We start from the raw sequence: 22,871 nt of genomic DNA on the forward strand, positions 1-22,871 counted from the left end.
ATCAACATGACTAGCTCAACCGCTGCCGCACCGAAGAAACGCATCCTTTCCGGCGCCAAGCCCACGGCGGATTCCCTGCACCTGGGGAACTACATCGGTGCTGTGCGCAACTGGGTGGACATGCAGTCCGAATACGACGCGGTGTTCTTCATCCCGGACCTGCACGCCATCACGGTCGATTTCGAACCTGCCGAGCTGGCCAAGCGGACCCGGGTGGTGGCTGCCCAGTACATCGCGGCCGGCATCGATCCGGATAAGTCCATCTTCTTCGTGCAGTCGCACGTCCCCGAACATGCGCAGCTGGCCTGGGCGCTGAACTGCATCACCGGGTTTGGCGAAGCATCCCGCATGACGCAGTTCAAGGACAAGACCCAGAAGTCCGGAGCGGAAGCGGCCACCCTGGGCCTGTTCGCGTACCCCACCCTGATGGCCGCCGACATCCTGCTGTACCAGACGGACCTGGTGCCGGTGGGCGAGGACCAGCGCCAGCACCTGGAGCTCACACGCAACCTGGCGCAGCGCTTCAACACCCGCTTCGGAGAGACGTTCACCGTGCCCGAAGCGACCATCCTGAAGGCCAGCGCCAAGATTTATGACCTCCAGAACCCGGCAGCCAAGATGTCCAAAACGGGCGAGTCGCCCAACGGATCCATCCAGTTGCTCGAAGACCCCAAGGTCGCGGCCAAGCGGATTAAATCCGCGGTGACGGATGCCGGGACGGAGATCCGCTTCGACGCGGAGGAGAAGCCGGGCGTGTCAAACCTGCTCACCATCTACTCGACGCTGACCGGCAAAACCGTCCCCGAGCTGGAAGCCGAGTACCAGGGCAAGATGTACGGGCACCTGAAAACGGACCTGGCCGGCGTGATGGTGGACTTTATAACCCCGCTGCGGAACCGGACCAACGAGCTGATGGCCGATCCCGCAGAGCTGGACAGGCTGCTTGCCCAGGGCGCAGAGCGTGCCCGGGAGATTGCCTCGGTCACGCTGGCCCGCGTCTACGGGAACATGGGTTTCCTGCCGTCGCTCAGCCTGGCCGGGGTCCGCTAGCGCAATGTCCTCCGTCAGCAAAGTCGCCGCCCACACGCCGGAACGCGCCACCGCGCGCACGGGCGGCAGCACCGCACCGGACCGGCGGGACGTCCGGGGCACGGGACAGCGCAGTGACGGCATCAGCATCGGCGTGATCCTGGGGTTCCCCACGGACGTCGCCGAGGAGCTCCAGCGCTGGCGCGCGTCCTTCGGCGATCCTATGGCCGCCGTTATCCCCGCCCACATCACCCTGGTGACAACCACCATGACGCAGGACTGGGACGCGACCCGGGACCACGTGCGGACCGTTGCGAGCCGGCAGGCGCCGTTCACCGTGACCATCGCCGGCACCGGCTCCTTCCGCCCGGTCTCCCCGGTGGTGTTCCTGAACATTGAGGACGGCTTCGATGACTGTGTCAGACTGCACCGCCGGCTCCAGACCGGGCCCCTGGAGCGTGAGCTGCCGTTCGCGTACCACCCGCACGTCACCGTCGCCCACGACGTCGCACCGGAGAGCCTGGATGAAGCCGAAACGGCGCTCAAGGATTACAGGGCCACGTTCCCGGTGGCTAGCATGGGACTTTACGAACACGACGACAATGGCATCTGGCAGCTACGGGAAGAATTAGACTTTGGGACTGAACCCGACCACCACCGAGGCGAGGACGGCGCCGCAGGCGCCCGCTAAGCCGCCCCTTCCCACCGATCTGGCCGGGCTCAAGCTGGAGGTCATCCGCAAGAGGCTTGACTGGGGCAAATCCCGACGCTCCGGTGCCGGGGGGATGGCCGCGCTGCTGGCGATGCTGCCGTGGCTCCTTGCCCGGCTGAACACCCTGCGCCCCCTGCGGGCCTTCCAGCACTACAACCTCCAGCGCGGGCCGCTGATGAGCGCCGGGATCGGTTTCCGGATGTTCTTCTCGATCACCGGTCTGCTGGCCACCGGCTTCTCGCTGGCGGGCCTGTTCCTGAGCGGACAGCCGGCGCTGCTGGACCAGATCATCAAGAGCGTGGCCACGGCGGCGCCGGGCCTGCTGAAGGTCGACGGCGGCGAGGGCCTGGTCGACCCCTATCAGCTGCTTAACCCCTCCGGCCTCGGCTGGACCGCCGTGATCGCCGCCGCGGTGACGATTTTCACCGCACTGGGCTGGATCAGCGGCATCCGCGACGGCGTCCGGGGCATGATGCAGCTCGGTCCGCGTGGCATCAACCCGCTGTTGCAGATACTGCGCGACGTCGGCACGCTCCTCCTGCTCGGCGTGGCCCTTGTGATCAGCTCAGGGGCTTCGCTGGTGTTTGGCACCGCCGCAGACTGGGTGGCCGGGCAACTGAACCTCGATCCGCTGATCGCTTGGCCCCTGACGACGTCCGTCACGGTTCTGGTGCCGTTGCTCCTCGGCTGGGGGACCGCCTTGATCATGTTCCGGCTGGCTGCGGGACTCAAGCTGGCTTGGCGCTCCCTTCTGGAAGGGACCGTCCTCGCCGCCGTGGGTACCACCGTGCTGCAGATCTTCAGCACCCAACTGCTGGCCAGTGCAGGCAGAAATCCCATCCTGGCGCCCTTCGCCATCATCATCGGCCTGTTGATCTGGTTCAACCTGGTCAGCCAGGTCTACCTGGTCTCCGCCGCGTGGGTTGCTATCCGCGAGCGGGACCTCGGCCAGCAGGGCGGCACACGGAAGACCGGGTGGGGTGCCCGCCGGGTCCAGCCGGGCAAGACGCCCGTGGAGAACGGCGACAGCCCGCGCCCGGCCGCGGCTACCCGGTGGCGTCGAGGTACTGGTCGGCCCAGGCGGAAATAATCTTTGCAGCGCGCGCCGCCTGGCCCTTGCCGGTCAGGAGGTGGTCGCTGCCCTCCAGCGAGACGAAACTGCGCGGATGGCGGGCGGTCTGGAAGATCGTGCTGGCGTTCTCGATGCCCACCGTGTTGTCCGTGGGGGAGTGCAGCACCAGCAGCGGTTTGTGCAGCTGCCGGATGCAGTCTGTCAGGTCGGCATGTTCCAGGTCCTCCACGAAATGCCGGCGGATCTCCACGCGTTTGCCGCCCAGGTCCACCTCGGCGCTGCCCTCGCTCAGGATACGGTCCAAAGCGGCGTCAAAGACGTGGGCCACGTGCTTGGGCGAGAACGGGGCGCCCACGGTGGCCACGGCGTCGAGCTCCGGGATATTCCGTGCGGCCGCGAGCACCGCGGCTCCGCCGAAGGAATGCCCCACCAGCAGCGAGACCGGCCGGCCCGAGTCGCGCATGAATTCTGCGGCCTTCACGGTGTCCGCCACCTTGTGGCTGAAGGATCCCTCAGACCACGAACCGGCCGATTCGCCCAGGCCCAGGTTGTCGAAACGGAGCATGCCAACCCCGTTGTCCGCCAGCGCCTTGCACATCCTCGATGCCGAGGGGCTGTCCTTGCCCAGGGTGAAGCCGTGTGAGAACACGCCCCAGCCTTTGACCTTCCCCTCGGGGAGATCGATCACGCCGGAAAGGATTTCTCCGGTGGAACCCGGAAACGAGACTTTTTCGGAGCGGGACACGTGGGCCTTTCAAGAGGGGGATACGACGACGGCGCCCCCACCGTCGAAGGTGGGAGGCGCCGTCGTCGGAGTGCGGACCGCCAGCTAGACTGCGCGGGACAGGATGGCCTGCTTGACCTCTGCGATCGCCTGCGTAACCTGGATGCCGCGCGGGCATGCCTCGGTGCAGTTGAAGGTGGTGCGGCAGCGCCACACGCCTTCCTTGTCGTTGAGGATCTCCAGGCGCATGTCGCCGGCATCGTCGCGGGAATCGAAGATGAAGCGGTGCGCGTTGACGATTGCCGCCGGGCCGAAGTACTGCCCGTCGGTCCAGAACACCGGGCACGATGAGGTGCACGCGGCGCACAGGATGCACTTGGTGGTGTCGTCGAACCGCTCGCGGTCCTCGGCGGACTGCAGACGTTCCTTGGTGGGCTCGTGGCCGCGGTTGATCAGGAACGGCATGACTTCACGGAAGGACTGGAAGAACGGCTCCATGTCCACGATCAGGTCCTTCTCCACGGGGAGGCCCTTGATCGGTTCAACAGTGATGGGCTTGGACGTGTCCAGGTCCTTCAGGAGGGTCTTGCACGCGAGGCGGTTGCGGCCGTTGATGCGCATGGCATCGGAACCACAGACGCCGTGCGCACAGGACCGGCGGAAGGAGACGCTGCCGTCGATCTCCCACTTGATCTTGTGCAGGGCATCCAGCACACGGTCCGTACCGTACATGGTGACGTTGAAATCATCCCAGGTGGACTCGTCGGAGACCTCCGGGTTGTAACGGCGCACGCGCAGGTGCACATCGAAGGAGGGAATGTCCCCGCCGCCCCCGACGTGGGCGGGCAGTTCGATCTTGGAGGCTGGCTCAGCAAGTTCAGCGGTCATCTTAGTACTTCCTCACCATCGGCTCGTAACGCGTAAAGACCACCGGTTTGGTGGCAAGCCGGATGCCCGCAATCGCCTCGGCGGAACCGTCCGCCGGAGCATGGTCATCCTTGTACGCCATGGAGTGCTTCATGAATTTGTCGTCGTCACGCTCGGGGAAGTCCTCCCGGAAGTGGCCGCCGCGGGATTCCTCCCGGTGCAGGGCCGCCACCGTCATGACCTTGGCCAGCTCCAGCAGGAAGCCCAGCTCCACGGCCTCGAGCAGGTCCAGGTTGAAGCGCTTGCCCTTGTCCTGGACGCTGATGCGCTGGTACCGCTCCTCGAAGGAGGCAATGTCCGTGAGCACCTGGTTCAGGGTGTCCGCGGTGCGGAACACCTGCATGTTGGCGTCCATCGTGTCCTGGAGTTCCTTGCGGATCACCGCGACCTTCTCGGTCCCGTCAGCAGTGCGGACGTGGTCCAGCAGATCCAGCGTGTAGGCCTCCGGGTCGGCGGGGAGCTCCACGAAGTCCGCGGTCTTGGCGTATTCCGCAGCGGCGATGCCCGCGCGCTTGCCGAAGACGTTGATATCCAGCAGCGAGTTGGTACCCAGCCGGTTGGAACCGTGCACGGAAACGCAGGCAACCTCACCGGCGGCGTACAGGCCCGGGACCACCGTGTCGTTGTCCTGGAGGACCTCGGCGGTGATGTTGGTGGGGATCCCGCCCATGGCGTAGTGCGCCGTCGGGAAGACCGGAACCGGCTCCGTGTACGGCTCGACACCGAGGTAGGTGCGGGCGAACTCGGTGATGTCCGGCAGCTTGGCGTCGATGTGCGCCGGCTCCAGGTGCGTGAGGTCCAGGAGGACATAGTCCTTGTTCGGGCCGCAGCCTCGTCCCTCACGGACTTCGTTGGCCATGGAGCGGGCCACGATGTCGCGGGGGGCGAGGTCCTTGATGGTCGGGGCGTAGCGCTCCATGAAGCGCTCACCCTCGGAGTTGCGCAGGATCGCGCCTTCGCCGCGTGCAGCCTCGGAAAGGAGGATGCCCAGGCCGGCCAGGCCTGTCGGGTGGAACTGGTAGAACTCCATGTCTTCCAGGGGGATGCCGCGGCGGAAGGCAATGCCCATGCCGTCACCGGTGAGGGTGTGGGCGTTGGACGTGGTCTTGAAGACCTTGCCGGCGCCGCCGGTGGCGAACACCACGGACTTGGCCTGGAAGATGTGCAGTTCGCCGGAGGCGAGGTCGTAGGACACGACGCCGGCCACCCGCTTTTGCTTGTAGGGGGTGCCGTCCTCGCGGACAGCGTCCTCCTCGACCGTGAGCAGGTCAAGGACGTAATACTCGTTGTAGAACTCCACGTTGTGCTTGACGCAGTTTTGGTACAGCGTCTGCAGAATCATGTGGCCGGTGCGGTCGGCGGCGTAGCACGCACGGCGGACCGGGGCCTTGCCGTGATCGCGGGTGTGGCCGCCGAAGCGGCGCTGGTCAATCCGGCCCTCGGGCGTGCGGTTGAACGGCAGGCCCATCTTTTCCAGGTCCAGGACGGCGTCGATCGCTTCCTTCGCCATGACCTCGGCCGCGTCCTGGTCAACCAGGTAGTCGCCGCCCTTGATGGTGTCGAAGGTGTGCCACTCCCAGTTGTCTTCCTCGACGTTGGCCAGGGCCGCACACATGCCGCCCTGCGCCGCACCGGTGTGGGAGCGGGTGGGGTACAGCTTGGTCAGGACCGCTGTTCGGGCGCGCTGACCTGATTCGATCGCCGCGCGCATCCCGGCGCCACCGGCACCGACGATGACGACGTCGTACTTATGGACCTGCATACCAGACGCTCTTTCTCTCAAAATTCTCTAAACAACACCGGCCGGCGGAGCCGGGCCGGTGACATCTCGTGGAGATCCGTGCCTGCACCGGGCAGGCACGGATCGGTTGCCGCTGGGGCTGCGCCGCTACGGTGCGGGGCAGAAGCCGCCCGGCAGCTGGACGCCGTTGACCACGGGGCACGGGTCAAACGTGAAGATGACCAGGGTGCCCAGGATGACGATGGCGGAGGCTGCGGCGAACAGCACAACCTTCAGCCACAGGCGCGTGGCGTCCTTTTCGGCGTAGTCGTTGATGATGGTGCGCACACCGTTCGTACCGTGGAGCATGGCAAGCCAAAGCATCGCCAGGTCCCAGATCTGCCAGAACGGGTCGGCCCACTTGCCGGCGACAAAGCCGAAGTCGATGGCGTGGATGCCCTCGCCCACCATGAGGTTCACGAACAGGTGGCCGAAGATGAGGACCACCAGGACCACGCCGGAGAGCCGCATGAAGAGCCATGCCAGCATCTCGAAGTTGCCCTTGGAGGAACCGCTGCGGTTGTACTGCGGGGCGATGCGGCCTGCGCCGACCTCCGCCGCACGAGGCGTCTGGATCTGCGTTGCTTCCATGGCTAGTGACCTCCGAGAGCGAGGGAAAGGTGGCGGATGGAGAAGCCGACCATGACGACGACCCAGAGGGCCAGGACCGTCCACAGCATCTGGCGCTGGTACTTCGCGCCCTTCTTCCAGAAGTCGACGGCGATAATCCGCAGGCCGTTGAAGGCGTGGAACACGATCGCTGCGACAAGGCCCGTTTCACCCAGGGCCATCAGGGGGTTCTTGTAGGCACCGATCACGGCGGTGTAAGCCTCCGGGGAGACACGCACCAATGAGGTGTCCAGCACATGGACCAACAAGAAGAAAAAGATCACTACACCGGTAATGCGGTGTCCAACCCAGGACCACATGCCTTCACGGCCGCGGTACAAGGTGCCAGCTGGTTTTGTCGGCACTGAATAAACCTCCCTGCAACACAGCGGCGCTGGCATGGGATCCACGCGGGGGGAACGCCTGCTGCGAGAGCACTCGTAAGCTCAAGCCTAAATCTAGGCTTCGGTACCATCTTATTCAATTCAACCACCCATTGGTGACGGCGCTTGGCGGGGATTTTGCCGGCTTTTGAGACGAACGCCACATCCGCAGCCCCCGCCGGGCTCCGCCGCCGCCGGTCCGGGAGCCGCCCCGGGGACGTGCCGTGTCAGCTTTGGCGGCGAATCCGGGGCCCGCTGGGCACGGTCAGCTAAAGTAGCCGTGATGACTACTAACAAGGCGACAAGCCAGGACGCGCAGCACGGACCGGCGCAGGGTTCTGCCCTGGACCGGTTTATTGCCGTGATTCCCGCAGGCGGCGTGGGGACCCGCCTTTGGCCCCTGTCGCGAGCAGCAGCCCCCAAGTTCCTCCATGACCTCACGGGCTCGGGCAGCACGCTGCTCAGATCTACCTACGACAGGCTGGAGCCTCTTGCCGGCAAGCACATGCTCGTGGTGACCGGCATGGCCCACCGCGATGCGGTCTGCCGCCAACTGCCTGAAATCGAGGACGCCGACCTGGTGCTGGAGAGCGAGCCGAAAGACTCCGGCGCCGCTATCGGCCTTGCCGCTGCCATCCTGCACGAGCGCGATCCGGACACCATCATGGGCTCCTTCGCCGCCGACCAGGTCATCAGTCCCGACGGGCTTTTCCATGAGGCAGTCCGGGAGGCCATCCATGCCGCCGCGGCCGGCAAGATCGTCACCATCGGAATCAAGCCCACCCACCCCTCCACCGGTTTCGGCTACATCCGGGCCGGGAAGAACCTCGGGGTCGAAGGAGCGCCCAGCGCCCAGGCCGTCGTCGAGTTCGTGGAGAAGCCAAGCGAAGAGGTCGCCCAGGAATACCTGGACAGCGGCGAGTACGTGTGGAACGCCGGCATGTTCGTAGCTCCCGTCGCGCTGATGCTCAAGCACCTCGAGGCCAACCAGCCGGCGCTGTTCGCCGGGGTCCAGGAAATTGCCCGGGCCTGGGACACTCCGCAGCGTGATGAGGTCAAGGCCCGCATATGGCCCACCCTGCCCAAGATCGCCATCGACTACGCGGTGGCGGAGCCCGCCGCAGCCGCCGGCGATGTCGCGGTCGTACCCGGCACCTTCCGCTGGGACGACGTCGGTGATTTCGCCTCGGTGGGCCGCTTGAACAGTGCCAAAGAAGTCAAGGACGTCACCGTCATTGGCGAGGGCGCCCGCGTCTTCACCGAAGACGCCAGCGGCGTGGTGGTCTCCGATACCAAGCGCGTGATCGCGCTGATCGGGATCAAGGACGTGGTGGTGGTGGATACCCCGGATGCCTTGCTCGTGATGCACAAGGAGCATTCGCAGCGTGTGAAGCAGGCGGTTGACGCCCTTAAAGCCAGCGGCGACACCGACGTCCTCTAAGGCCCGGGCCTAGGCCAGCGAGTGGCTTCGGCGGTACCCCGGTTCGTAACGCACCGTACGCGATGCGGCTATCTGTTGTGCGCTCGCTAGAGTTGTTGCGTGCGTAATTACTCTACTGAAGCTGAGCCCACCACGCTGGTGGGGCCGTGGCTCGAGCCCCTCCTGCCGGAGTTGATCGCGTTCCGGCGGGATCTGCATGCGCACCCGGAGCTCTCCTTCAAGGAGTACCGCACCACGGACAAGATTGCCCAGCGCCTCGAGGATGCGGGCCTCAAGCCCCGTCGGCTCGAGGGAACGGGCCTGACGGTGGACATCGGGGAGGGCCCCATCGCAACCGCCCTCCGCGGTGACATCGACGCCCTGCCCATCATCGAAGAGACCGGGCTTGGGTTCGCGTCGAAAAACCACGGCGTGACCCACGCCTGCGGCCACGACGTCCACACCGCCACGATGCTCGGCGCGGCCCTGGTGCTGCAGCGGATGCACGAGGAGTCACCGCTGCGCGGGTCCGTGCGGATCATCTTCCAGCCGGCCGAAGAGACCATGCCCGGCGGCGCCCAAAGCTGCATTGAACAGGGCGTCCTGGAGGGCGTTCCCCGGATCTTCGCGCTGCACTGCGATCCTCGGATCGAGGTGGGCAAGATCGGCACCCGGATCGGCGCCATCACCTCCGCCTCGGACACCATTAAGATCGAGCTGACCGGTCGCGGAGGCCACACCTCACGCCCGCACCTGACCGAGGAGCTGGTGTTCGCCCTCGCGCAGATCGCAATCAACGTACCGGCCGTGCTGTCCCGCCGGGTGGATGTCCGCAGCGGCGTATCCGTGGTGTGGGGCCAAATCTCCGCCGGTGCCGCGCCCAACGCGATCCCGGCCAGCGGTTACATGGCTGGCACCATGCGGTGCCTGGACCGCGATGCCTGGCACAGCGCCGGCGAAATCCTGGACGACGTCGTCCAGCAGATCGCGGCCCCCTACGGCGTCGACGTACACCTGGAACACACCCGCGGCGTGCCTCCCGTGGTGAACTCCGAACACGAAACCGCCCTGATCGAAGCTGCGGCCCGCGCCGAGATCGGCGAAGGCGCCGTGGTCCTGACCCCCCAGTCCATGGGCGGGGAGGACTTCGCCTGGTTCCTGGCAGACCTCCCCGGCGCCATGATGCGCCTCGGCACCAAAACGCCGGGCGGTGAAGAGTACGACCTCCACCGCGGCGACTACATCCTGGACGAACGCGCCCTGGGCCTGGGCGTGAAGGTCCTCACCGCCGCAGCCCTGCGCACCCTCCGCGACCTCTAGCCAGCAGTGCCGCTCCGGCCTCCGCGACGTGGACGTCCCGCCGGGTTTCCCCACCTGTGCCGGGACGGCGCCGGGCGGGCGGGACGACACGCCGTCGGGCCCGGCGAACATGGGGAATCCGACGGGTGCCCGCGCCGTTGGACCCGATTGCAGCCCGGGGTGCGGCGGACGTCGCGGCGACAAGATTGTGCACAACTAAGTTGTGCACAATGAAATTGTGGCGTACGCTGGATTCATGACCACGCCAGAGGGAACCCGCAATGCCGGGTCGGAAGCGCTCCGCCTGAACGGGCAGTTGTGCTTCGCCATGTATTCGGCGTCCCGGGCCGCTACCGCGGCATACCGGCCGATGCTCCAGGAACTTGGCCTGACCTACCCGCAGTACCTGGTCATGCTGGTGCTGTGGGAAGAGGACCCCCGCAGTGTCCGTGGACTGGGGGAGGAGCTGGGCCTGGACTCCGGGACGCTCTCCCCGCTGCTGAAGCGGCTCGAGTCCCAGGGCTTCGTGGAGCGGCGCCGGTCTGCGGCGGACGAGCGCCGGGTTGAGGTTTTCCTGACCGACGCCGGCTCCGCCCTCAGCGCCCGGGCCGCCGGCCTTCCGCAGCAGCTCGCCGACGCCGCCGGCCTTGCCCCCGCCGAGCTGGACCAGCTCCGCGGGACGCTGGAAAAGCTGGCTGCCGCCCTGCACGGCCCGCACTGACGTCCACCAACTGACGTCCACCAACTGACTTCCACCCGCCCGCTACAGATTGGATCATCCATGAAGACTCTCTACACAGCCGAGGCCCTGGCCTCGGGCGAAGGCCGCGACGGCACCGCCGTCACCAAGGACGGCAAACTCAGCGTCACCCTGGCCAGCCCGGTGGAACTCGGCGGCAACGGCGAGGGCACCAACCCCGAGCAGCTCTTCGCCGCCGGGTACGCGGCCTGCTTCCACTCCGCGCTGCGCCTCGTCGGACGCCAGCACAAGGCCGATCTGACGGATTCCGCCGTCGCCGCAAAGATCCACCTGGGCGCCCTGGCCGACGGAGCCGGTTACGGCATCGCCGCCGAACTCGAAATCGCCCTGCCGGCCGTGGACCGCGCAACCGCCGAGACCCTCGTGGCCAAAGCCCACGAGGTATGCCCTTACTCCAATGCCACCCGTGGCAACATCACTGTTGACATCACCCTTCTGGAGGTCGCCGCATGAGCACCCACACCGAAACCGCCGCCCTGCCCGCCATCACGCGGGAGATCCAGCTGGCGTCCCGTCCGCACGGCAAGCCGGTCCCGGAGAACTTCCGCCTCGCCGAGTCGGCACTGCCCGAACTCCAGGACGGCCAGGTCCTGGTCCGCAACCTCTTCATCTCCGTGGACCCCTACATGCGGGGCCGGATGAACGACGTCAAGTCCTACTCGGCGCCCTTCGCCCTGGACGCCGCGCTCGACGGCGGTGCCGTCGGCGAGGTCATCGCGTCCCGTTCCGCGGACCGTAAGGTGGGCGACGCCGTCGTCCATTCACTGGGATGGCGCGAATACGCCGTGCTCGACGCCGGCGCCACCACGCCGGCCCGCACGGATCTGGCGCCCGCCTCAGCGTTCCTCGGCGCGCTGGGGATGACCGGCCTGACGGCTTACGCCGGCCTGCTCAAGGTTGCCGACTTCAAAGCCGGAGAGGTCGTCTTTGTCTCCGGCGCCGCAGGTGCCGTCGGCTCCCTCGTGGGGCAGATCGCCAAGGCCATGGGCGCCTCCCGCGTGATCGGCAGCGCCGGTTCCGCGGACAAGGTGGCGCGGCTGCTGGAGCTCGGCTTCGACGCGGCCTTCAACTACCATGACGGCCCGGTGGCCGAGCAGTTGGCCGCAGCCGCCGGCGACCGCGGAATCGACGTGTATTTCGACAACGTCGGCGGGGAACACCTCGAAGCCGCGCTGTCCGCGCTCACCGCGGGTGGCCGGGTGGCCATGTGCGGCGCCATTTCGCAGTACAACTCAACCGGGCCCGCGTCGGGCCCGCGGAACCTGATGCAGGCCATTGGCAAGGGGCTCACGCTCAAGGGCTTCCTGGTCGGCGGGTACTGGCAGTACATGGCCGAGTTCGTCGAGACCATGTCCGGCTGGATCGCAGACGGCACCGTGCGCTACGACGAAACCATCGTGGACGGCCTGGAGAACGCCCCGCAGGCCTTTATGGATTTGCTGGACGGCGCCAACACCGGCAAGATGCTGGTCCGGCTCTAACCGCACACCCCGCCTGCCCGCAGGCTGCAAGCCCCGTACCGGAATGTCCCGGTACGGGGCTTCCTGCGTCTACCGCTTGGTAACAAGTTCTCAACAATCTGTGGAATAGCTGTGAACTCTGCAACCCGGACGTGTTCCAGGACACTAAAGTTGCTTCCATCAGTGCGCTTCGGCGCAGTGCTGCGAATCCCATCAGTGAAAACAGCGTTTCAGCGGCAACCCCGCCAACAGACACTCATTGAGCTCCGTCGTAGCGCCTACTCTTTCTTCCTGGAGGAAAATTGAAGAACTCTCTGCGTGCAACCTTCAAGCGCGGTTCCGTGGCAGGAGTCGCCACCGCCGGCGCGGCTGCACTATTGCTGTCCGGTTGCGGGGCCGCACCGACGGCCAGCAGCACCGCCAGCGCCTCGGCCAGTAACTACACCGGCTGCATCGTCTCCGACTCGGGCGGATTCGACGACCAGTCCTTCAACCAGTCCTCCTACGAGGGACTGAAGAAGGCTGAAAAGGATCTTGGCATCAAGGTCAACCAGGCCGAGTCCAAAACCAACAACGACTTCGAGCCGAACCTGCGCGCCATGGTCACCGCCGGCTGCGACCTGACCGTCACGGTGGGCTTCCTGCTCGGCGACGCCACCAAGGCCCAGGCCACGGCGAACCCGGACAAGCACTTCGCCATCATCGACTTCGGCTACGAAACCCCGATCAGCAACGTCAAGCCGATCATCTACGACACCGCCCAGGCCGCCTTCCTGGCCGGCTACCTCGCGGCCGGCACCACCAAGACCGGAACGGTCGCCACCTTCGGCGGCATCAAGATCCCCACGGTGACCATCTTCATGGACGGCTACGCCGACGGCGTCAAGTACTACAACGAGAAGAACGGCAAGGACGTCAAGGTCCTGGGCTGGGACAAGGCCAAGCAGGACGGTTCCTTCACCGGCGACTTCGAAAAGCAGGACAAGGGCAAGCAGTTCACCCAGAACTTCCTGGACCAGGGCGCGGACATCGTCATGCCCGTCGCCGGTCCGGTCGGCAAGGGCGCAGGCGCAGCCCTCAAGGAAGCCAAGGCCACAGGCAAGGACGTCAAGCTCATCTGGGTTGACTCCGACGGCTTCCTCACGGCACCGGATTACAAGGACATCATGCTTTCTTCCGTCATGAAGCAGATGGGCGAGGCCGTTGAGACCGTTGTCTCCGAGGACAAGGACGGCAAGTTCACCAACACGCCGTACGTTGGCACCCTCAAGAACGACGGCGTGCAGCTGGCCCCGTTCCACGACCTGGACTCCGCAGTTCCGGCCGAGCTGAAAACCCAGCTGGAGCAGATCAAGAAGGACATCGCCGACGGCAAGCTGAAGGTTGAATCCGCAGCCAGCCCGAAGGTCTAACTTCCGCCGCCAAGCGCCACGGCCCGTCCGGTCAACCACCGCACGGGCTGTGGCGCTTTTCGTTGAGCGGACAGATTTAGCTTCCGGCTGCAGGCACTAGGCTGTTCCTGCAGCCCCATCATCCGTCCGGCCGAGACGTCCGGAAACCTCGAGATTGGTCAGAGTTTTGAAACTTGAACTCAAGGGGATCACCAAACGCTTCGGCTCCCTGGTAGCCAACGACCACATCGATGTGGTGGTTGAACCCGGGCAGATTCATTGTCTGCTCGGCGAAAACGGCGCGGGCAAGTCCACGCTGATGAACGTCCTGTACGGGCTGTACGAACCCACCGAGGGCCAGATCCTGGTCGATGACAAGGCCGTCACCTTCCGCGGCCCGGGCGATGCCATGGCCGCGGGCATCGGCATGGTCCACCAGCACTTCATGCTCGTCCCCGTCTTCACCGTCGCCGAGAACGTCGCTTTGGGAGCAGAAACCACCAAGGCCGGCGGATTCCTGAACCTGGATGATACCCGGCGGAAAATCCAGGAGATCTCCGACCGCTACGGCTTTGACGTCGATCCCGATGCGCTGGTTGAGGACCTCCCGGTGGGGGTACAGCAGCGCGTCGAAATCATCAAAGCCCTGGTCCGCGACGCCAAGGTGCTCATCCTCGACGAACCCACGGCCGTGCTGACCCCGCAGGACACCGACGAGCTGCTGGACATCATGCGCCAGCTCAAGAGCCACGGCACCTCGATCGTCTTCATTTCGCACAAGCTCCGCGAGGTCAAGGCGGTCTCGGACACCATCACCGTGATCCGGCGGGGCAAGGTGGTCGGTACCGCCGATCCCAGCGCCTCGACGACTGAACTGGCCTCCATGATGGTAGGCCGGGCCGTGAACCTGACCCTGGACAAGGCCCCGGCCAAGCCCCAGGAAACGACGTTCCAGGTCAAGGACCTCACGGTGATCGCGCCCAGCGGCCAGCACGTCGTGGACGGCATCAGCTTTGACATCGCGCGCGGTGAGATCCTCGCCGTCGCCGGCGTCCAGGGCAACGGGCAGACGGAACTGACCGAAGCCATCCTGGGCCTTCAGGACCGCGTGCACGGATCCATCCTGCTCGACGGCGACGAACTCGTCGGCCGCAGCGTCAAGGACGTCCTCAACGCCGGCGTCGGGTTCGTCCCGGAAGACCGCTCCGTTGACGGCCTGATCGGCTCCTTCTCGATTGCCGAGAACCTGATTCTCGACCGCTATGACCAGGCCCCGTTCGCCAAGGGCATCAGCATGAGCCCGGCCAAGGTTCTGGAGAACGCCAAGACCCGGATCGATGAATTCGACGTGCGCACCCCCTCGGGCTCGCTCGCGGCCGGCACCCTCTCCGGCGGCAACCAGCAAAAGGTTGTCATGGCCCGGGAACTGTCCAGGCCGCTGCGGCTCTTCATCGCCTCCCAGCCCACCCGCGGAGTGGACGTCGGCTCCATCGAGTTCCTGCACAAGCGCATTGTGGCTGAGCGGGACCACGGCACCCCCGTGATGATCGTCTCGACCGAACTGGACGAAGTGATCGAACTCGCCGACCGGATCGCCGTCCTGTACAAAGGCAAACTGGTCGGGATTGTCCCGGCCGGCACCGGACGGGACGTGCTCGGCCTGATGATGGCTGGGCTGTCCCCGCAGGAGGCCCACGCCGACACCGCGAGCAAACACGCAGTCCTCAGCCCGGCGGACCACCCCGCCGCGCCCCCCGCAACGAATCAGGCGACCGCCGCCCGGCCTGTGCAGGAGTTCCGCTCCGGCGCCGTAGGAGAAGACCATGAGTGAGAACAACGAGCCGGGACGCCCGGCTGGACCGGACCCGCACCGGAGTCCGGACGCGCTGCCCGCGGCTGCCCCGGCCACCCCGGACGCGCAGGCCACCCCGGACGCGCAGGCAACGCAGGCGCCCGCACCCGAGGCCGGCGCGCCGGTCAAGGACGCAGGCCTTGCCGTGTCGCTGGACACCGCCGGCGGGGCCATGCGGCCATCGGCGGTTCCCGTGTCCGCCCAGAGCGGCTCCCTCCCCGGGGACGAGGACGCCGACTCGGTGCTGCGCCAGATCTTCACCGGCAACGGCATTGTGACCATCCTGGCCGTGTTGCTTGCCCTGATCCTTGGCGGGCTGCTCATTGCCAGCACGGACAAGCAGGTCGCGGCGACGGCGGGCTACTTCTTCGCCCGGCCCGCCGACTTCCTCGCCGCCGTCTGGTCAGCAGCGACCAGCTCTTACGTCGCGCTCTTCCAGGGCTCCGTCTTCAACCCCCGGGGAACCGGCGTGGGCGGACAGCTCGCCCCGCTCATGGAAACCCTCACCATCGCCACCCCGCTGATCACCGCGGGCCTCGGCGTGGCACTGGCGTTCCGCGCCGGCCTGTTCAACATTGGTGCCCAGGGCCAGATCATCATGGCCGGCATCCTGGCGGCCTGGGTGGGATTCGCGCTGGAGCTCCCCATGGGCCTGCACCTGCTGCTCGTCCTGATCGCCGGCATCATCGGCGGAGCCGTCTGGGGCGGCCTGGTAGGCGTCCTCAAGGCCAGAACCGGAGCCCATGAGGTCATCGTGACCATCATGTTCAACTACATCGCCCTCTATCTGGTGCGGTACCTCCTGGACACTCCTGCATTCCAGCGGCCGGGGGAGACCACCCCGATCTCACCGATCCTGGACGCGTCCGCCGTGTATCCGCAGATCTTCGGCAGCCAGTACAGGCTGCACATCGGCTTCCTGCTGGCCATCGCGGCCACGGTCCTCGTTTCGTGGCTGCTGAACCGCTCCACCCTCGGCTTCGAATTCCGCGCAGTGGGAGCCAACCCCAAGGCGGCCCTCACCGCCGGCATCAATGTTCCCCGCGCCACCATCCTCGTGATGGCCATCGCGGGTGCCCTGGCCGGCATGTCCGGCGTCGCCCAGGTGGCCGGAACCGAAAAGGTGCTCACCGACGGCGTCGCGGCAACGTACGGCTTTGACGCCATCACCGTCGCGCTGCTGGGACGCTCGACGCCGTGGGGCACCTTCGCCGCCGGCCTCCTGTTTGGTGCCTTCCGCGCCGGCGCCGTCCAGATGCAAATCCAGACCGGAACGCCCATCGACATCGTGCTGGTGGTCCAGTCGCTCATCGTGCTGTTCATCGCGGCACCCCCGCTGGTCCGGGCAGTCTTCGGGCTCAATCCGCGCAAGAAAAAAGCCGCAACCGCCGGCAAGTCCCAGAAGGCAGCAGCCACCGGAGGTGCAGCATGAGCACAACAGTAACCTCGCCCGTCCCCGGAGGGTCCGGAAAGCCACAACAGGGGCCGGCAAAATCGGACAGGAACCGCAAACCGACGGTATCCGCCAAGCCCGTGACCTGGAAGCTGCCGGTCACACTGCTGGTGCTGGCCGTCGTCGCGTTCGTCTTCTTCGGCCTGCTGGGTCCGCACGCGACCGCCAAGTTCGGCATTTCCTCCGGCGGTGACTTCTTCCAGCTCCCCGCGATCGAGGTGCCGGCCTTCCTGGCCGGGATCGTGCTCTCGGTGATCATGCTCGGCCTCGCCGGCTACGCCATGTTCCTGAAAACCAAGAACGCCCGGCCCCCGCGCTGGCTGCCCGCCCTGTTCACGGTGCTGTTCGTGGTGGCGTTCCTGATCTGGGTGGTCGGTGGCGCACGGACCCCCAGCATCTCGCTCGCCGGCCTCATCGCCGGGTCCGTGACCCTCGCCGTTCCGATCGTCTTTGGCTCCCTTTCCGGTGTCCTCTGCGAACGTTCCGGCGTGGTGAACATCGCCATCGAAGGCCAGCTCCTGGGTGGCGCCTTCACGGCCGCCATCATCGCCAGTATCACCAACAACCCCTACCTGGGCCTGTTGGCGGCAGCCGTCGCCGGCGCCCTCGTCTCGATGGTGCTGGCCGTCTTCAGCATCAAATACGTGGTCAACCAGATCATCGTCGGCGTGGTCCTCAACGTCCTGATCTCAGGCCTCACGGGCTTCCTCTTCAGCACTGTCATGCAGGCGGACAAGGAAATGTTCAACTCCCCGGGCCGGCTGCCCATCATCGACATTCCGGTGCTGTCCAGCATCCCGGTTCTCGGACCCATCCTGTTCAAGCAGTCCGTCGTGGGCTACCTGATGTACGTGGCCGTGATCGTGGTGTGGATCGGGCTGTTCAAAACAAAGTGGGGCCTGCGGGTCCGCTCCGTCGGCGAACACCCGCAGGCAGCCGATACCCTCGGCATCAAGGTCAACGCGACCCGTTTCTGGAACGTCACTCTCGGCGGCGCTGTCGCCGGCATTGGTGGATCCTTCTTCACCCTCGTCGCGATCGACAGCTTCACCAAGGAAATCTCCGGCGGCCGCGGCTTCATTGCCCTGGCCGCGATGATCCTGGGACGCTGGAATCCGATCGGGGCGTTCTTCGCCGCGCTGCTGTTCGGGTTCGCTGACAACCTGCAAAGCATCGTGACCATCATCGGCACCCCGGTGCCCAGCCAGTTCATGGCCATGCTGCCCTACCTCGTGACCGTGTTCGCCGTCGCCGGCCTCGTCGGCCGTTCCCGGCCCCCGGCCGCCAGCGGCATACCGTACGTGAAGGGTTGACCGTGGACAGCAACGACGTCGACTGGGCCGCCCTCGAAACCGCCGCGGTGGCGGCCATGGGGAACGCCTATGCGCCGTATTCGAAGTTCGCGGTGGGAGCGGCGGCCCTCACCGCGGACGGCCGGATAGTGAGCGGCTGCAATGTCGAGAACGCCAGCTACGGGCTGACGCTTTGCGCCGAGTGCGCCCTCGTCGGCAATCTGCACATGACCGGAGGCGGCCTGCTCCGGGCGTTCTACTGCGTGGACGCCGCCGGCACTGTCCTCATGCCGTGCGGGCGCTGCCGGCAACTGCTGTACGAATTCCGGGCTCCGGACATGGAGCTCATGACCACCCAGGGAATCAAGACCATGGACCAGGTCCTTCCCGACGCCTTTGGCCCCCACCACCTGGAGGAAACCCGATGACCCTTCCGACCCGATCCACCAGCACGACCGAATCGTTCGACGCCGTCGACATCATCCGCATCAAACGCGACAAGGGCGTGCTGAGCCCCGCCCAGATCGACTGGACCATCGATGCGTACACCCGCGGGGCGATCGCCGACGAGCAAATGGCGGCCCTGAACATGGCGATCCTGCTCAACGGCATGGACCGGGCCGAGATCTCGCGCTGGACAGCGGCGATGATCGCGTCCGGTGAGCGGATGAACTTCTCCAGCCTTCGCCGCCCCGACGGCAGCGTCAAGCCCACGTCCGACAAGCACTCCACCGGCGGCGTCGGGGACAAGATCACCCTGCCGCTGGCCCCCCTGGTGGCGGTCTTCGGGGTTGCCGTGCCGCAGCTCTCCGGCCGCGGCCTGGGCCACACCGGCGGCACCCTGGACAAGCTCGAAGCGATCCCCGGCTGGCGCGCCGCGCTGAGCAACGAGGAGATGCTGGCCCAGCTCCAGGACGTCGGAGCCGTCATCTGCGCAGCCGGCGCCGGGCTGGCCCCCGCCGACAAGAAGCTCTACGCCCTCCGCGATGTCACGGGCACCGTTGAGGCCATCCCGCTGATCGCGTCCTCGATCATGAGCAAGAAAATCGCCGAAGGCACGGGCTCGCTGGTGCTGGACGTCAAGGTGGGCAGCGGGGCGTTCATGAAAGACGAGGCCCGCGCCCGCGAACTCGCCGAAACAATGGTGGCCCTGGGGAAGGACGCCGGGGTTAATACGGTTGCCCTGCTGACCAACATGAACACCCCCCTGGGCCTCACCGCCGGAAACGCGATAGAGGTCCAGGAGTCGGTGGAGGTGCTGGCCGGCGGCGGTCCGGAGGACGTCGTCGAACTGACCGTGCGGCTGGCCGAGGAGATGCTCGCCTGCGCAGGTGTCCACGACGCCGATCCCCGGGCCGCGCTGCGCGACGGCCGGGCGATGGACGTCTGGAACCGCATGATCGAGGCGCAGGGCGGTGACCCGCGGGCAACGCTCCCGGTCGCCAGAGAGTCCGAGGTGATCTACGCCCCGGCCGACGGGGTGCTGGTGGAACTCGACGCGATGGCCGTCGGCGTCGCAGCCTGGCGTCTCGGCGCGGGACGGGCGCGCAAGGAAGACCAGGTCCAGGCCGGCGCCGGGGTGCGGATGCACGCCAAGCCCGGCGCCACGGTCAAAGCCGGCGAACCGCTCATGACGCTCCTGACGGACACCCCGGAGAAGTTCGACCGGGCCAAAGAGGCCTTGGAGCACGCCGTCGTCATTGCCTCCGACGGCTCCCGCCCGGCGCAGCAGCTCATCATCGACCGCATCGCCTAGATACCCCGGTTGCCCTATCACCTGGAGTCCCCATACCCCTGGTTTAACCACTCCAAGTGGCAGGGCAACGAAGAGGTGCCGGAAGTACACTGGCACCACAACTGTGCCCCCGTTGATTGGTAGGAAACTGTGCAGGCAATCAACGACTTCATCCTGGCCGCCGCAGGGCAACCGTGGGTACTTATCCTCGTCTTCGCTTGCTGCGTGATTGACGGCTTCTTCCCGCCGATTCCCAGCGAGTCCGTGGTGGTGGGACTCGCCGCAGTGGCCGCCGGCGCCGGAGTTCCCAACGTGGCGCTGCTGGCGGCGACGGCCGCCGCGGGAGCGTTCCTCGGCGACAACATTGCCTACCTGCTCGGCCGCAACACCGGAACCCGGCGCTGGGCATGGATGCGCGGGAACCGCATGCAGCGGGCGTTCCGCTGGGCCGGGGCGGAGCTGCGGAAGCGGCCCGCCTCCCTGATCCTCGTTGCGCGGTTCGTGCCGATCGGCCGGGTGGCGGTCAACCTGACCGCCGGAGCCACCGGATTCCCGCGGCCCCGCTTCGTCGCGCTGACGGTGCTTTCCGCGGTGCTGTGGGCCGCCTATTCGGTCGCCATTGGATTGTTCTTTGGCCAATGGTTCGCGGAGAACCACCTGCTCGCCGTCGTCGCCGCCGTTGTCTGCGCCATTGGACTGGGGGTCCTGCTGGACGTCGTCATCGGCAAGCTCCGCGGAACACTGCCCGGGGACGCCGGTCAGCCGTCCCCGCCCGCCGAAACCTCCTGAGAGGGAACCCTCAGTTACCCGAGATTTATTGCAGGCGAACGTAGCGCATCACGGTCCGTCATGGGACACTGAAGAGCGCTTTCCATCACTTTCCTAGGAGCAACGCCCGCGTGGAATTCATCAATGAGGCTATTCTTCACGCCGCGGGACAATGGTGGATTTATCCGATTCTCACGATCTTCTGCTTCATCGACGGCTTCATTCCGATTCTGCCCAGTGAAACTCTGATTGTCGCCTTGGGTGCCCTGTCCGTGACGTCGGGCGAACCCAACATGTGGTTCGTCATGGCGGCGGCAGCCCTGGGAGCCATTGCCGGGGACAACATGGCCTACCTGCTGGGCCGGCACGTCGGGGTCGAGCGCTTCCGCTGGATGCGCAAACCCAAAGTCCAACGGGCACTGAACTGGGCTCGTTATGAACTGGACAAGCGCGGCGCCATGCTGATCTTCACCGCCCGCTACATCCCGGTCGGCCGGGTCGCCGTCAACTGGATCGCGGGCACCACCGCCTACCCGCGCCGCCGCTTCGTCATCCTGGATATCATCGCTTCCATCACCTGGGTGGTTTACTCCGCCGGAGTCGGCATCATCGCCGGCAACTGGGTCCATGACCACCCGCTGCTCGGGGTGGGCATCGCCATCGCCTTCGCCATTGTGCTCGGCATCGTGATCGACCATCTGCTGACCTGGCTGCACCGCTGGCGCGACACCCGGGGTGCCACGTCCTCCGCCGGCCGGGCCGCGTCCCGGACGGCCGAAGCCAAGAGTTCCCACGCCGGAACCGGCGGACCGCCGGCAAGCAGCCGGGACTCCGGACCCGCCCCGGGCTCACCGCAGCTCGCAGCACCGGCCGACGTCGAGGCCTGATCCCGCCGCCGCTGCACCGGCCGGCGTGGCCGCGGGCGGCTGACCGGCTGGTACTTCAGCGCTGCCAACCCTAAGGTGGGAACGTGACTGAGATAATTCTTGACGCTGCCCCTGACCTCGACTTTGACCTGAAGGGCCTTCCCAAGGTTTCCCTTCACGACCACCTGGACGGCGGACTCCGCCCGGCCACCATCATTGAACTTGCTGAAGCCGTGGGACACACCCTGCCTTCCACTGATCCGGTCGCCCTGGGGGAGTGGTTCCGCGAATCCGCCAACTCCGGCTCGCTGGTCCGCTACCTCGAGACGTTCGATCACACCATCGCCGTGATGCAGACCAAGGACGGCCTTTTCCGCGTCGCCAAAGAATTCGTTGAAGACCTTGCCGAGGACGGCGTCGTCTACGGCGAAGTGCGTTGGGCCCCCGAGCAGCACCTCCAGCAGGGCCTGAGCCTGGACGACGTCGTCGACGCCGTGCAGGCGGGCCTGGACGCCGGCGTCGACGCCGTGGCCGAAACCGGCCGCGACATCCAGGTGGGCCAGCTCATCACGGCCATGCGCCATGCCGACCGCGGCCAGGAGATTGCGGAGCTGGCCGTCCGGCACCGCAACAACGGGGCCGTGGGCTTCGACATCGCCGGTGCGGAGGACGGCTTCCTGCCGTCCCGGTTCAAGGACGCCTTCACCTACCTCGCCCAGCACAACTTCCCGGTCACGGTCCACGCCGGAGAAGCTGCCGGGCTTGAGAGTATCCAGTCCGCCCTGGTGGACGGCCGGGCCCTGCGCCTGGGCCACGGCGTCCGGATCGCCGAAGACGTCACCGTGGAGTTCGACGACGCGGAAGACGGCGCCGGCGAATTCAATGACAGCAGTGACGGCGTCGACGACAACATCGGCATGGTCACGCTGGGAGAGCTCGCCAGCTGGGTCCGCGACCGCGGAATCGCCCTGGAAATCTGCCCCTCCTCCAACCTGCAGACCGGCGCTGTGGCAGGCTTCGGCGAGGGCATCGAAAGCCACCCGCTGGACATGCTCTACCAGCTCGGCTTCAACGTCACCATCAACACGGACAACCGGCTCATGAGCGGCGTGACCCTCACGGACGAATTCGAGCTGCTGGTCGAGACGTTCGACTACGATCTCGATGACCTGCTGGAGCTGACGCTGAACGCCGCGGAGGCTGCGTTCCTGCCGCTTGAGGAAAAGGAAGCCCTCGTCGAATACATCAACGAGGCCTACGCCGACCTGGGCTAAGAACCTTGGCTAAGAAGGACAACGCCGTGGGCGCGCTGGTCGGTATCCTTGCCGACCTGCGCGCC

Annotated in this window: 22 protein-coding genes; 17 read left to right on the forward strand and 5 right to left on the reverse strand. The window is 66.3% G+C overall.

Annotated features, from left to right (window positions below):
* Positions 1-6: 6 nt before the first annotated feature.
* The 3 genes from trpS to VUN84_04440 are packed head-to-tail and all read left to right on the forward strand — an operon-like array spanning position 7 to position 2,831.
* The gene (gene trpS, locus VUN84_04430; protein XAS64928.1) at positions 7-1,050 is read left to right on the forward strand and encodes a tryptophan--tRNA ligase; all 1,044 of its coding nucleotides are present in this window, start codon (positions 7-9) and stop codon (positions 1,048-1,050) included.
* Between the two features lie 4 nt (positions 1,051-1,054).
* Positions 1,055-1,720 carry a 2'-5' RNA ligase family protein gene (locus VUN84_04435; GenBank protein XAS64929.1) on the forward strand — a complete coding sequence of 222 codons (666 nt, stop codon included), beginning with the start codon at positions 1,055-1,057 and terminating at the stop codon, positions 1,718-1,720.
* Positions 1,665-2,831 (forward strand): YihY/virulence factor BrkB family protein, encoded by a 1,167-nt coding sequence (locus VUN84_04440; protein ID XAS64930.1) that lies wholly within the window; start codon positions 1,665-1,667, stop codon positions 2,829-2,831. The genes VUN84_04435 and VUN84_04440 overlap by 56 nt, the downstream gene beginning before the upstream one ends.
* On the opposite strand, the gene VUN84_04445 is transcribed toward VUN84_04440, so the two are convergent.
* The 5 genes from VUN84_04445 to sdhC all read right to left on the reverse strand — a co-directional run bounded on the left by VUN84_04445 (position 2,788) and on the right by sdhC (position 7,218).
* Complete coding sequence (locus tag VUN84_04445) at positions 2,788-3,558, reverse strand: alpha/beta fold hydrolase (GenBank protein ID XAS64931.1); 771 nt, start codon at positions 3,556-3,558, stop codon at positions 2,788-2,790. The two genes, VUN84_04440 and VUN84_04445, sit on opposite strands and share 44 nt — an antisense overlap.
* A gap of 84 nt (positions 3,559-3,642) precedes the next feature.
* A complete protein-coding gene (locus VUN84_04450) occupies positions 3,643-4,425 on the reverse strand; it encodes a succinate dehydrogenase iron-sulfur subunit (protein XAS64932.1) in 783 nt (260 codons plus the stop codon).
* A gap of 1 nt (position 4,426) precedes the next feature.
* On the reverse strand, positions 4,427-6,226 hold the full coding sequence (gene sdhA / locus VUN84_04455) for a succinate dehydrogenase flavoprotein subunit (protein XAS64933.1): 1,800 nt from the start codon (positions 6,224-6,226) through the stop codon (positions 4,427-4,429).
* A gap of 126 nt (positions 6,227-6,352) precedes the next feature.
* Positions 6,353-6,835 (reverse strand): succinate dehydrogenase hydrophobic membrane anchor subunit, encoded by a 483-nt coding sequence (locus VUN84_04460; protein ID XAS64934.1) that lies wholly within the window; start codon positions 6,833-6,835, stop codon positions 6,353-6,355.
* A 2-nt stretch (positions 6,836-6,837) separates the two neighbouring features.
* Positions 6,838-7,218: a succinate dehydrogenase, cytochrome b556 subunit gene (sdhC, locus tag VUN84_04465; protein XAS64935.1), complete on the reverse strand. Its 381-nt coding sequence runs from the start codon at positions 7,216-7,218 to the stop codon at positions 6,838-6,840.
* A gap of 301 nt (positions 7,219-7,519) precedes the next feature.
* Between sdhC and VUN84_04470 the strand changes: the two genes are divergently transcribed.
* From VUN84_04470 to VUN84_04535, 14 genes are all read left to right on the forward strand, one after another.
* Positions 7,520-8,677: a sugar phosphate nucleotidyltransferase gene (locus tag VUN84_04470; GenBank protein XAS64936.1), complete on the forward strand. Its 1,158-nt coding sequence runs from the start codon at positions 7,520-7,522 to the stop codon at positions 8,675-8,677.
* 99 nt (positions 8,678-8,776) lie between these two features.
* The gene (locus tag VUN84_04475; protein ID XAS64937.1) at positions 8,777-9,976 is read left to right on the forward strand and encodes an amidohydrolase; all 1,200 of its coding nucleotides are present in this window, start codon (positions 8,777-8,779) and stop codon (positions 9,974-9,976) included.
* A 235-nt stretch (positions 9,977-10,211) separates the two neighbouring features.
* The gene (locus tag VUN84_04480; GenBank protein XAS64938.1) at positions 10,212-10,676 is read left to right on the forward strand and encodes a MarR family transcriptional regulator; all 465 of its coding nucleotides are present in this window, start codon (positions 10,212-10,214) and stop codon (positions 10,674-10,676) included.
* A gap of 60 nt (positions 10,677-10,736) precedes the next feature.
* Positions 10,737-11,168 carry an organic hydroperoxide resistance protein gene (locus VUN84_04485; protein XAS64939.1) on the forward strand — a complete coding sequence of 144 codons (432 nt, stop codon included), beginning with the start codon at positions 10,737-10,739 and terminating at the stop codon, positions 11,166-11,168.
* A complete protein-coding gene (locus VUN84_04490) occupies positions 11,165-12,196 on the forward strand; it encodes an NADP-dependent oxidoreductase (GenBank protein XAS64940.1) in 1,032 nt (343 codons plus the stop codon). Before VUN84_04485 ends, VUN84_04490 begins: the two co-directional genes overlap by 4 nt.
* 281 nt (positions 12,197-12,477) lie before the next feature.
* Positions 12,478-13,587 carry a BMP family ABC transporter substrate-binding protein gene (locus VUN84_04495; GenBank protein XAS64941.1) on the forward strand — a complete coding sequence of 370 codons (1,110 nt, stop codon included), beginning with the start codon at positions 12,478-12,480 and terminating at the stop codon, positions 13,585-13,587.
* 166 nt (positions 13,588-13,753) lie between these two features.
* Complete coding sequence (locus VUN84_04500; GenBank protein ID XAS64942.1) at positions 13,754-15,397, forward strand: ABC transporter ATP-binding protein; 1,644 nt, start codon at positions 13,754-13,756, stop codon at positions 15,395-15,397.
* Positions 15,390-16,850, forward strand: coding sequence for an ABC transporter permease (locus VUN84_04505; protein ID XAS64943.1), 1,461 nt, complete (start codon positions 15,390-15,392; stop codon positions 16,848-16,850). The genes VUN84_04500 and VUN84_04505 overlap by 8 nt, the downstream gene beginning before the upstream one ends.
* Entirely contained in the window at positions 16,847-18,184 is a 1,338-nt protein-coding gene (locus VUN84_04510; protein ID XAS64944.1) for an ABC transporter permease, read from the forward strand. Before VUN84_04505 ends, VUN84_04510 begins: the two co-directional genes overlap by 4 nt.
* 2 nt (positions 18,185-18,186) lie before the next feature.
* Positions 18,187-18,591 (forward strand): cytidine deaminase, encoded by a 405-nt coding sequence (locus tag VUN84_04515; GenBank protein ID XAS64945.1) that lies wholly within the window; start codon positions 18,187-18,189, stop codon positions 18,589-18,591.
* Positions 18,588-19,919 (forward strand): thymidine phosphorylase, encoded by a 1,332-nt coding sequence (locus tag VUN84_04520; protein XAS64946.1) that lies wholly within the window; start codon positions 18,588-18,590, stop codon positions 19,917-19,919. The genes VUN84_04515 and VUN84_04520 overlap by 4 nt, the downstream gene beginning before the upstream one ends.
* 129 nt (positions 19,920-20,048) lie before the next feature.
* The gene (locus tag VUN84_04525; protein ID XAS64947.1) at positions 20,049-20,687 is read left to right on the forward strand and encodes a VTT domain-containing protein; all 639 of its coding nucleotides are present in this window, start codon (positions 20,049-20,051) and stop codon (positions 20,685-20,687) included.
* A gap of 110 nt (positions 20,688-20,797) precedes the next feature.
* Positions 20,798-21,553: a DedA family protein gene (locus VUN84_04530; GenBank protein ID XAS64948.1), complete on the forward strand. Its 756-nt coding sequence runs from the start codon at positions 20,798-20,800 to the stop codon at positions 21,551-21,553.
* 83 nt (positions 21,554-21,636) lie between these two features.
* Positions 21,637-22,806, forward strand: a complete 1,170-nt coding sequence (locus tag VUN84_04535) for an adenosine deaminase (GenBank protein XAS64949.1) — start codon at positions 21,637-21,639, stop codon at positions 22,804-22,806.
* Positions 22,807-22,871 lie beyond the last annotated feature (65 nt).

This window comes from Micrococcaceae bacterium Sec5.8, from assembly GCA_039636775.1.
Taxonomy (GTDB): Bacteria; Actinomycetota; Actinomycetes; order Actinomycetales; family Micrococcaceae; genus Arthrobacter.

What these genes read in the sequence shown, in the direction of transcription:
- sdhA (XAS64933.1), bottom strand. Translation starts at nt 6,226, where the DNA reads ATGCAGGTCCATAAGTACGACGTCGTCATCGTCGGTGCCGGTGGCGCC.
- VUN84_04520 (XAS64946.1), top strand. Translation starts at nt 18,588, where the DNA reads ATGACCCTTCCGACCCGATCCACCAGCACGACCGAATCGTTCGACGCC.
- VUN84_04460 (XAS64934.1), bottom strand. Translation starts at nt 6,835, where the DNA reads ATGGAAGCAACGCAGATCCAGACGCCTCGTGCGGCGGAGGTCGGCGCA.
- VUN84_04485 (XAS64939.1), top strand. Translation starts at nt 10,737, where the DNA reads ATGAAGACTCTCTACACAGCCGAGGCCCTGGCCTCGGGCGAAGGCCGC.
- VUN84_04510 (XAS64944.1), top strand. Translation starts at nt 16,847, where the DNA reads ATGAGCACAACAGTAACCTCGCCCGTCCCCGGAGGGTCCGGAAAGCCA.
- trpS (XAS64928.1), top strand. Translation starts at nt 7, where the DNA reads ATGACTAGCTCAACCGCTGCCGCACCGAAGAAACGCATCCTTTCCGGC.
- VUN84_04435 (XAS64929.1), top strand. Translation starts at nt 1,055, where the DNA reads ATGTCCTCCGTCAGCAAAGTCGCCGCCCACACGCCGGAACGCGCCACC.
- VUN84_04480 (XAS64938.1), top strand. Translation starts at nt 10,212, where the DNA reads ATGACCACGCCAGAGGGAACCCGCAATGCCGGGTCGGAAGCGCTCCGC.
- VUN84_04450 (XAS64932.1), bottom strand. Translation starts at nt 4,425, where the DNA reads ATGACCGCTGAACTTGCTGAGCCAGCCTCCAAGATCGAACTGCCCGCC.
- VUN84_04490 (XAS64940.1), top strand. Translation starts at nt 11,165, where the DNA reads ATGAGCACCCACACCGAAACCGCCGCCCTGCCCGCCATCACGCGGGAG.
- VUN84_04505 (XAS64943.1), top strand. Translation starts at nt 15,390, where the DNA reads ATGAGTGAGAACAACGAGCCGGGACGCCCGGCTGGACCGGACCCGCAC.
- VUN84_04470 (XAS64936.1), top strand. Translation starts at nt 7,520, where the DNA reads ATGACTACTAACAAGGCGACAAGCCAGGACGCGCAGCACGGACCGGCG.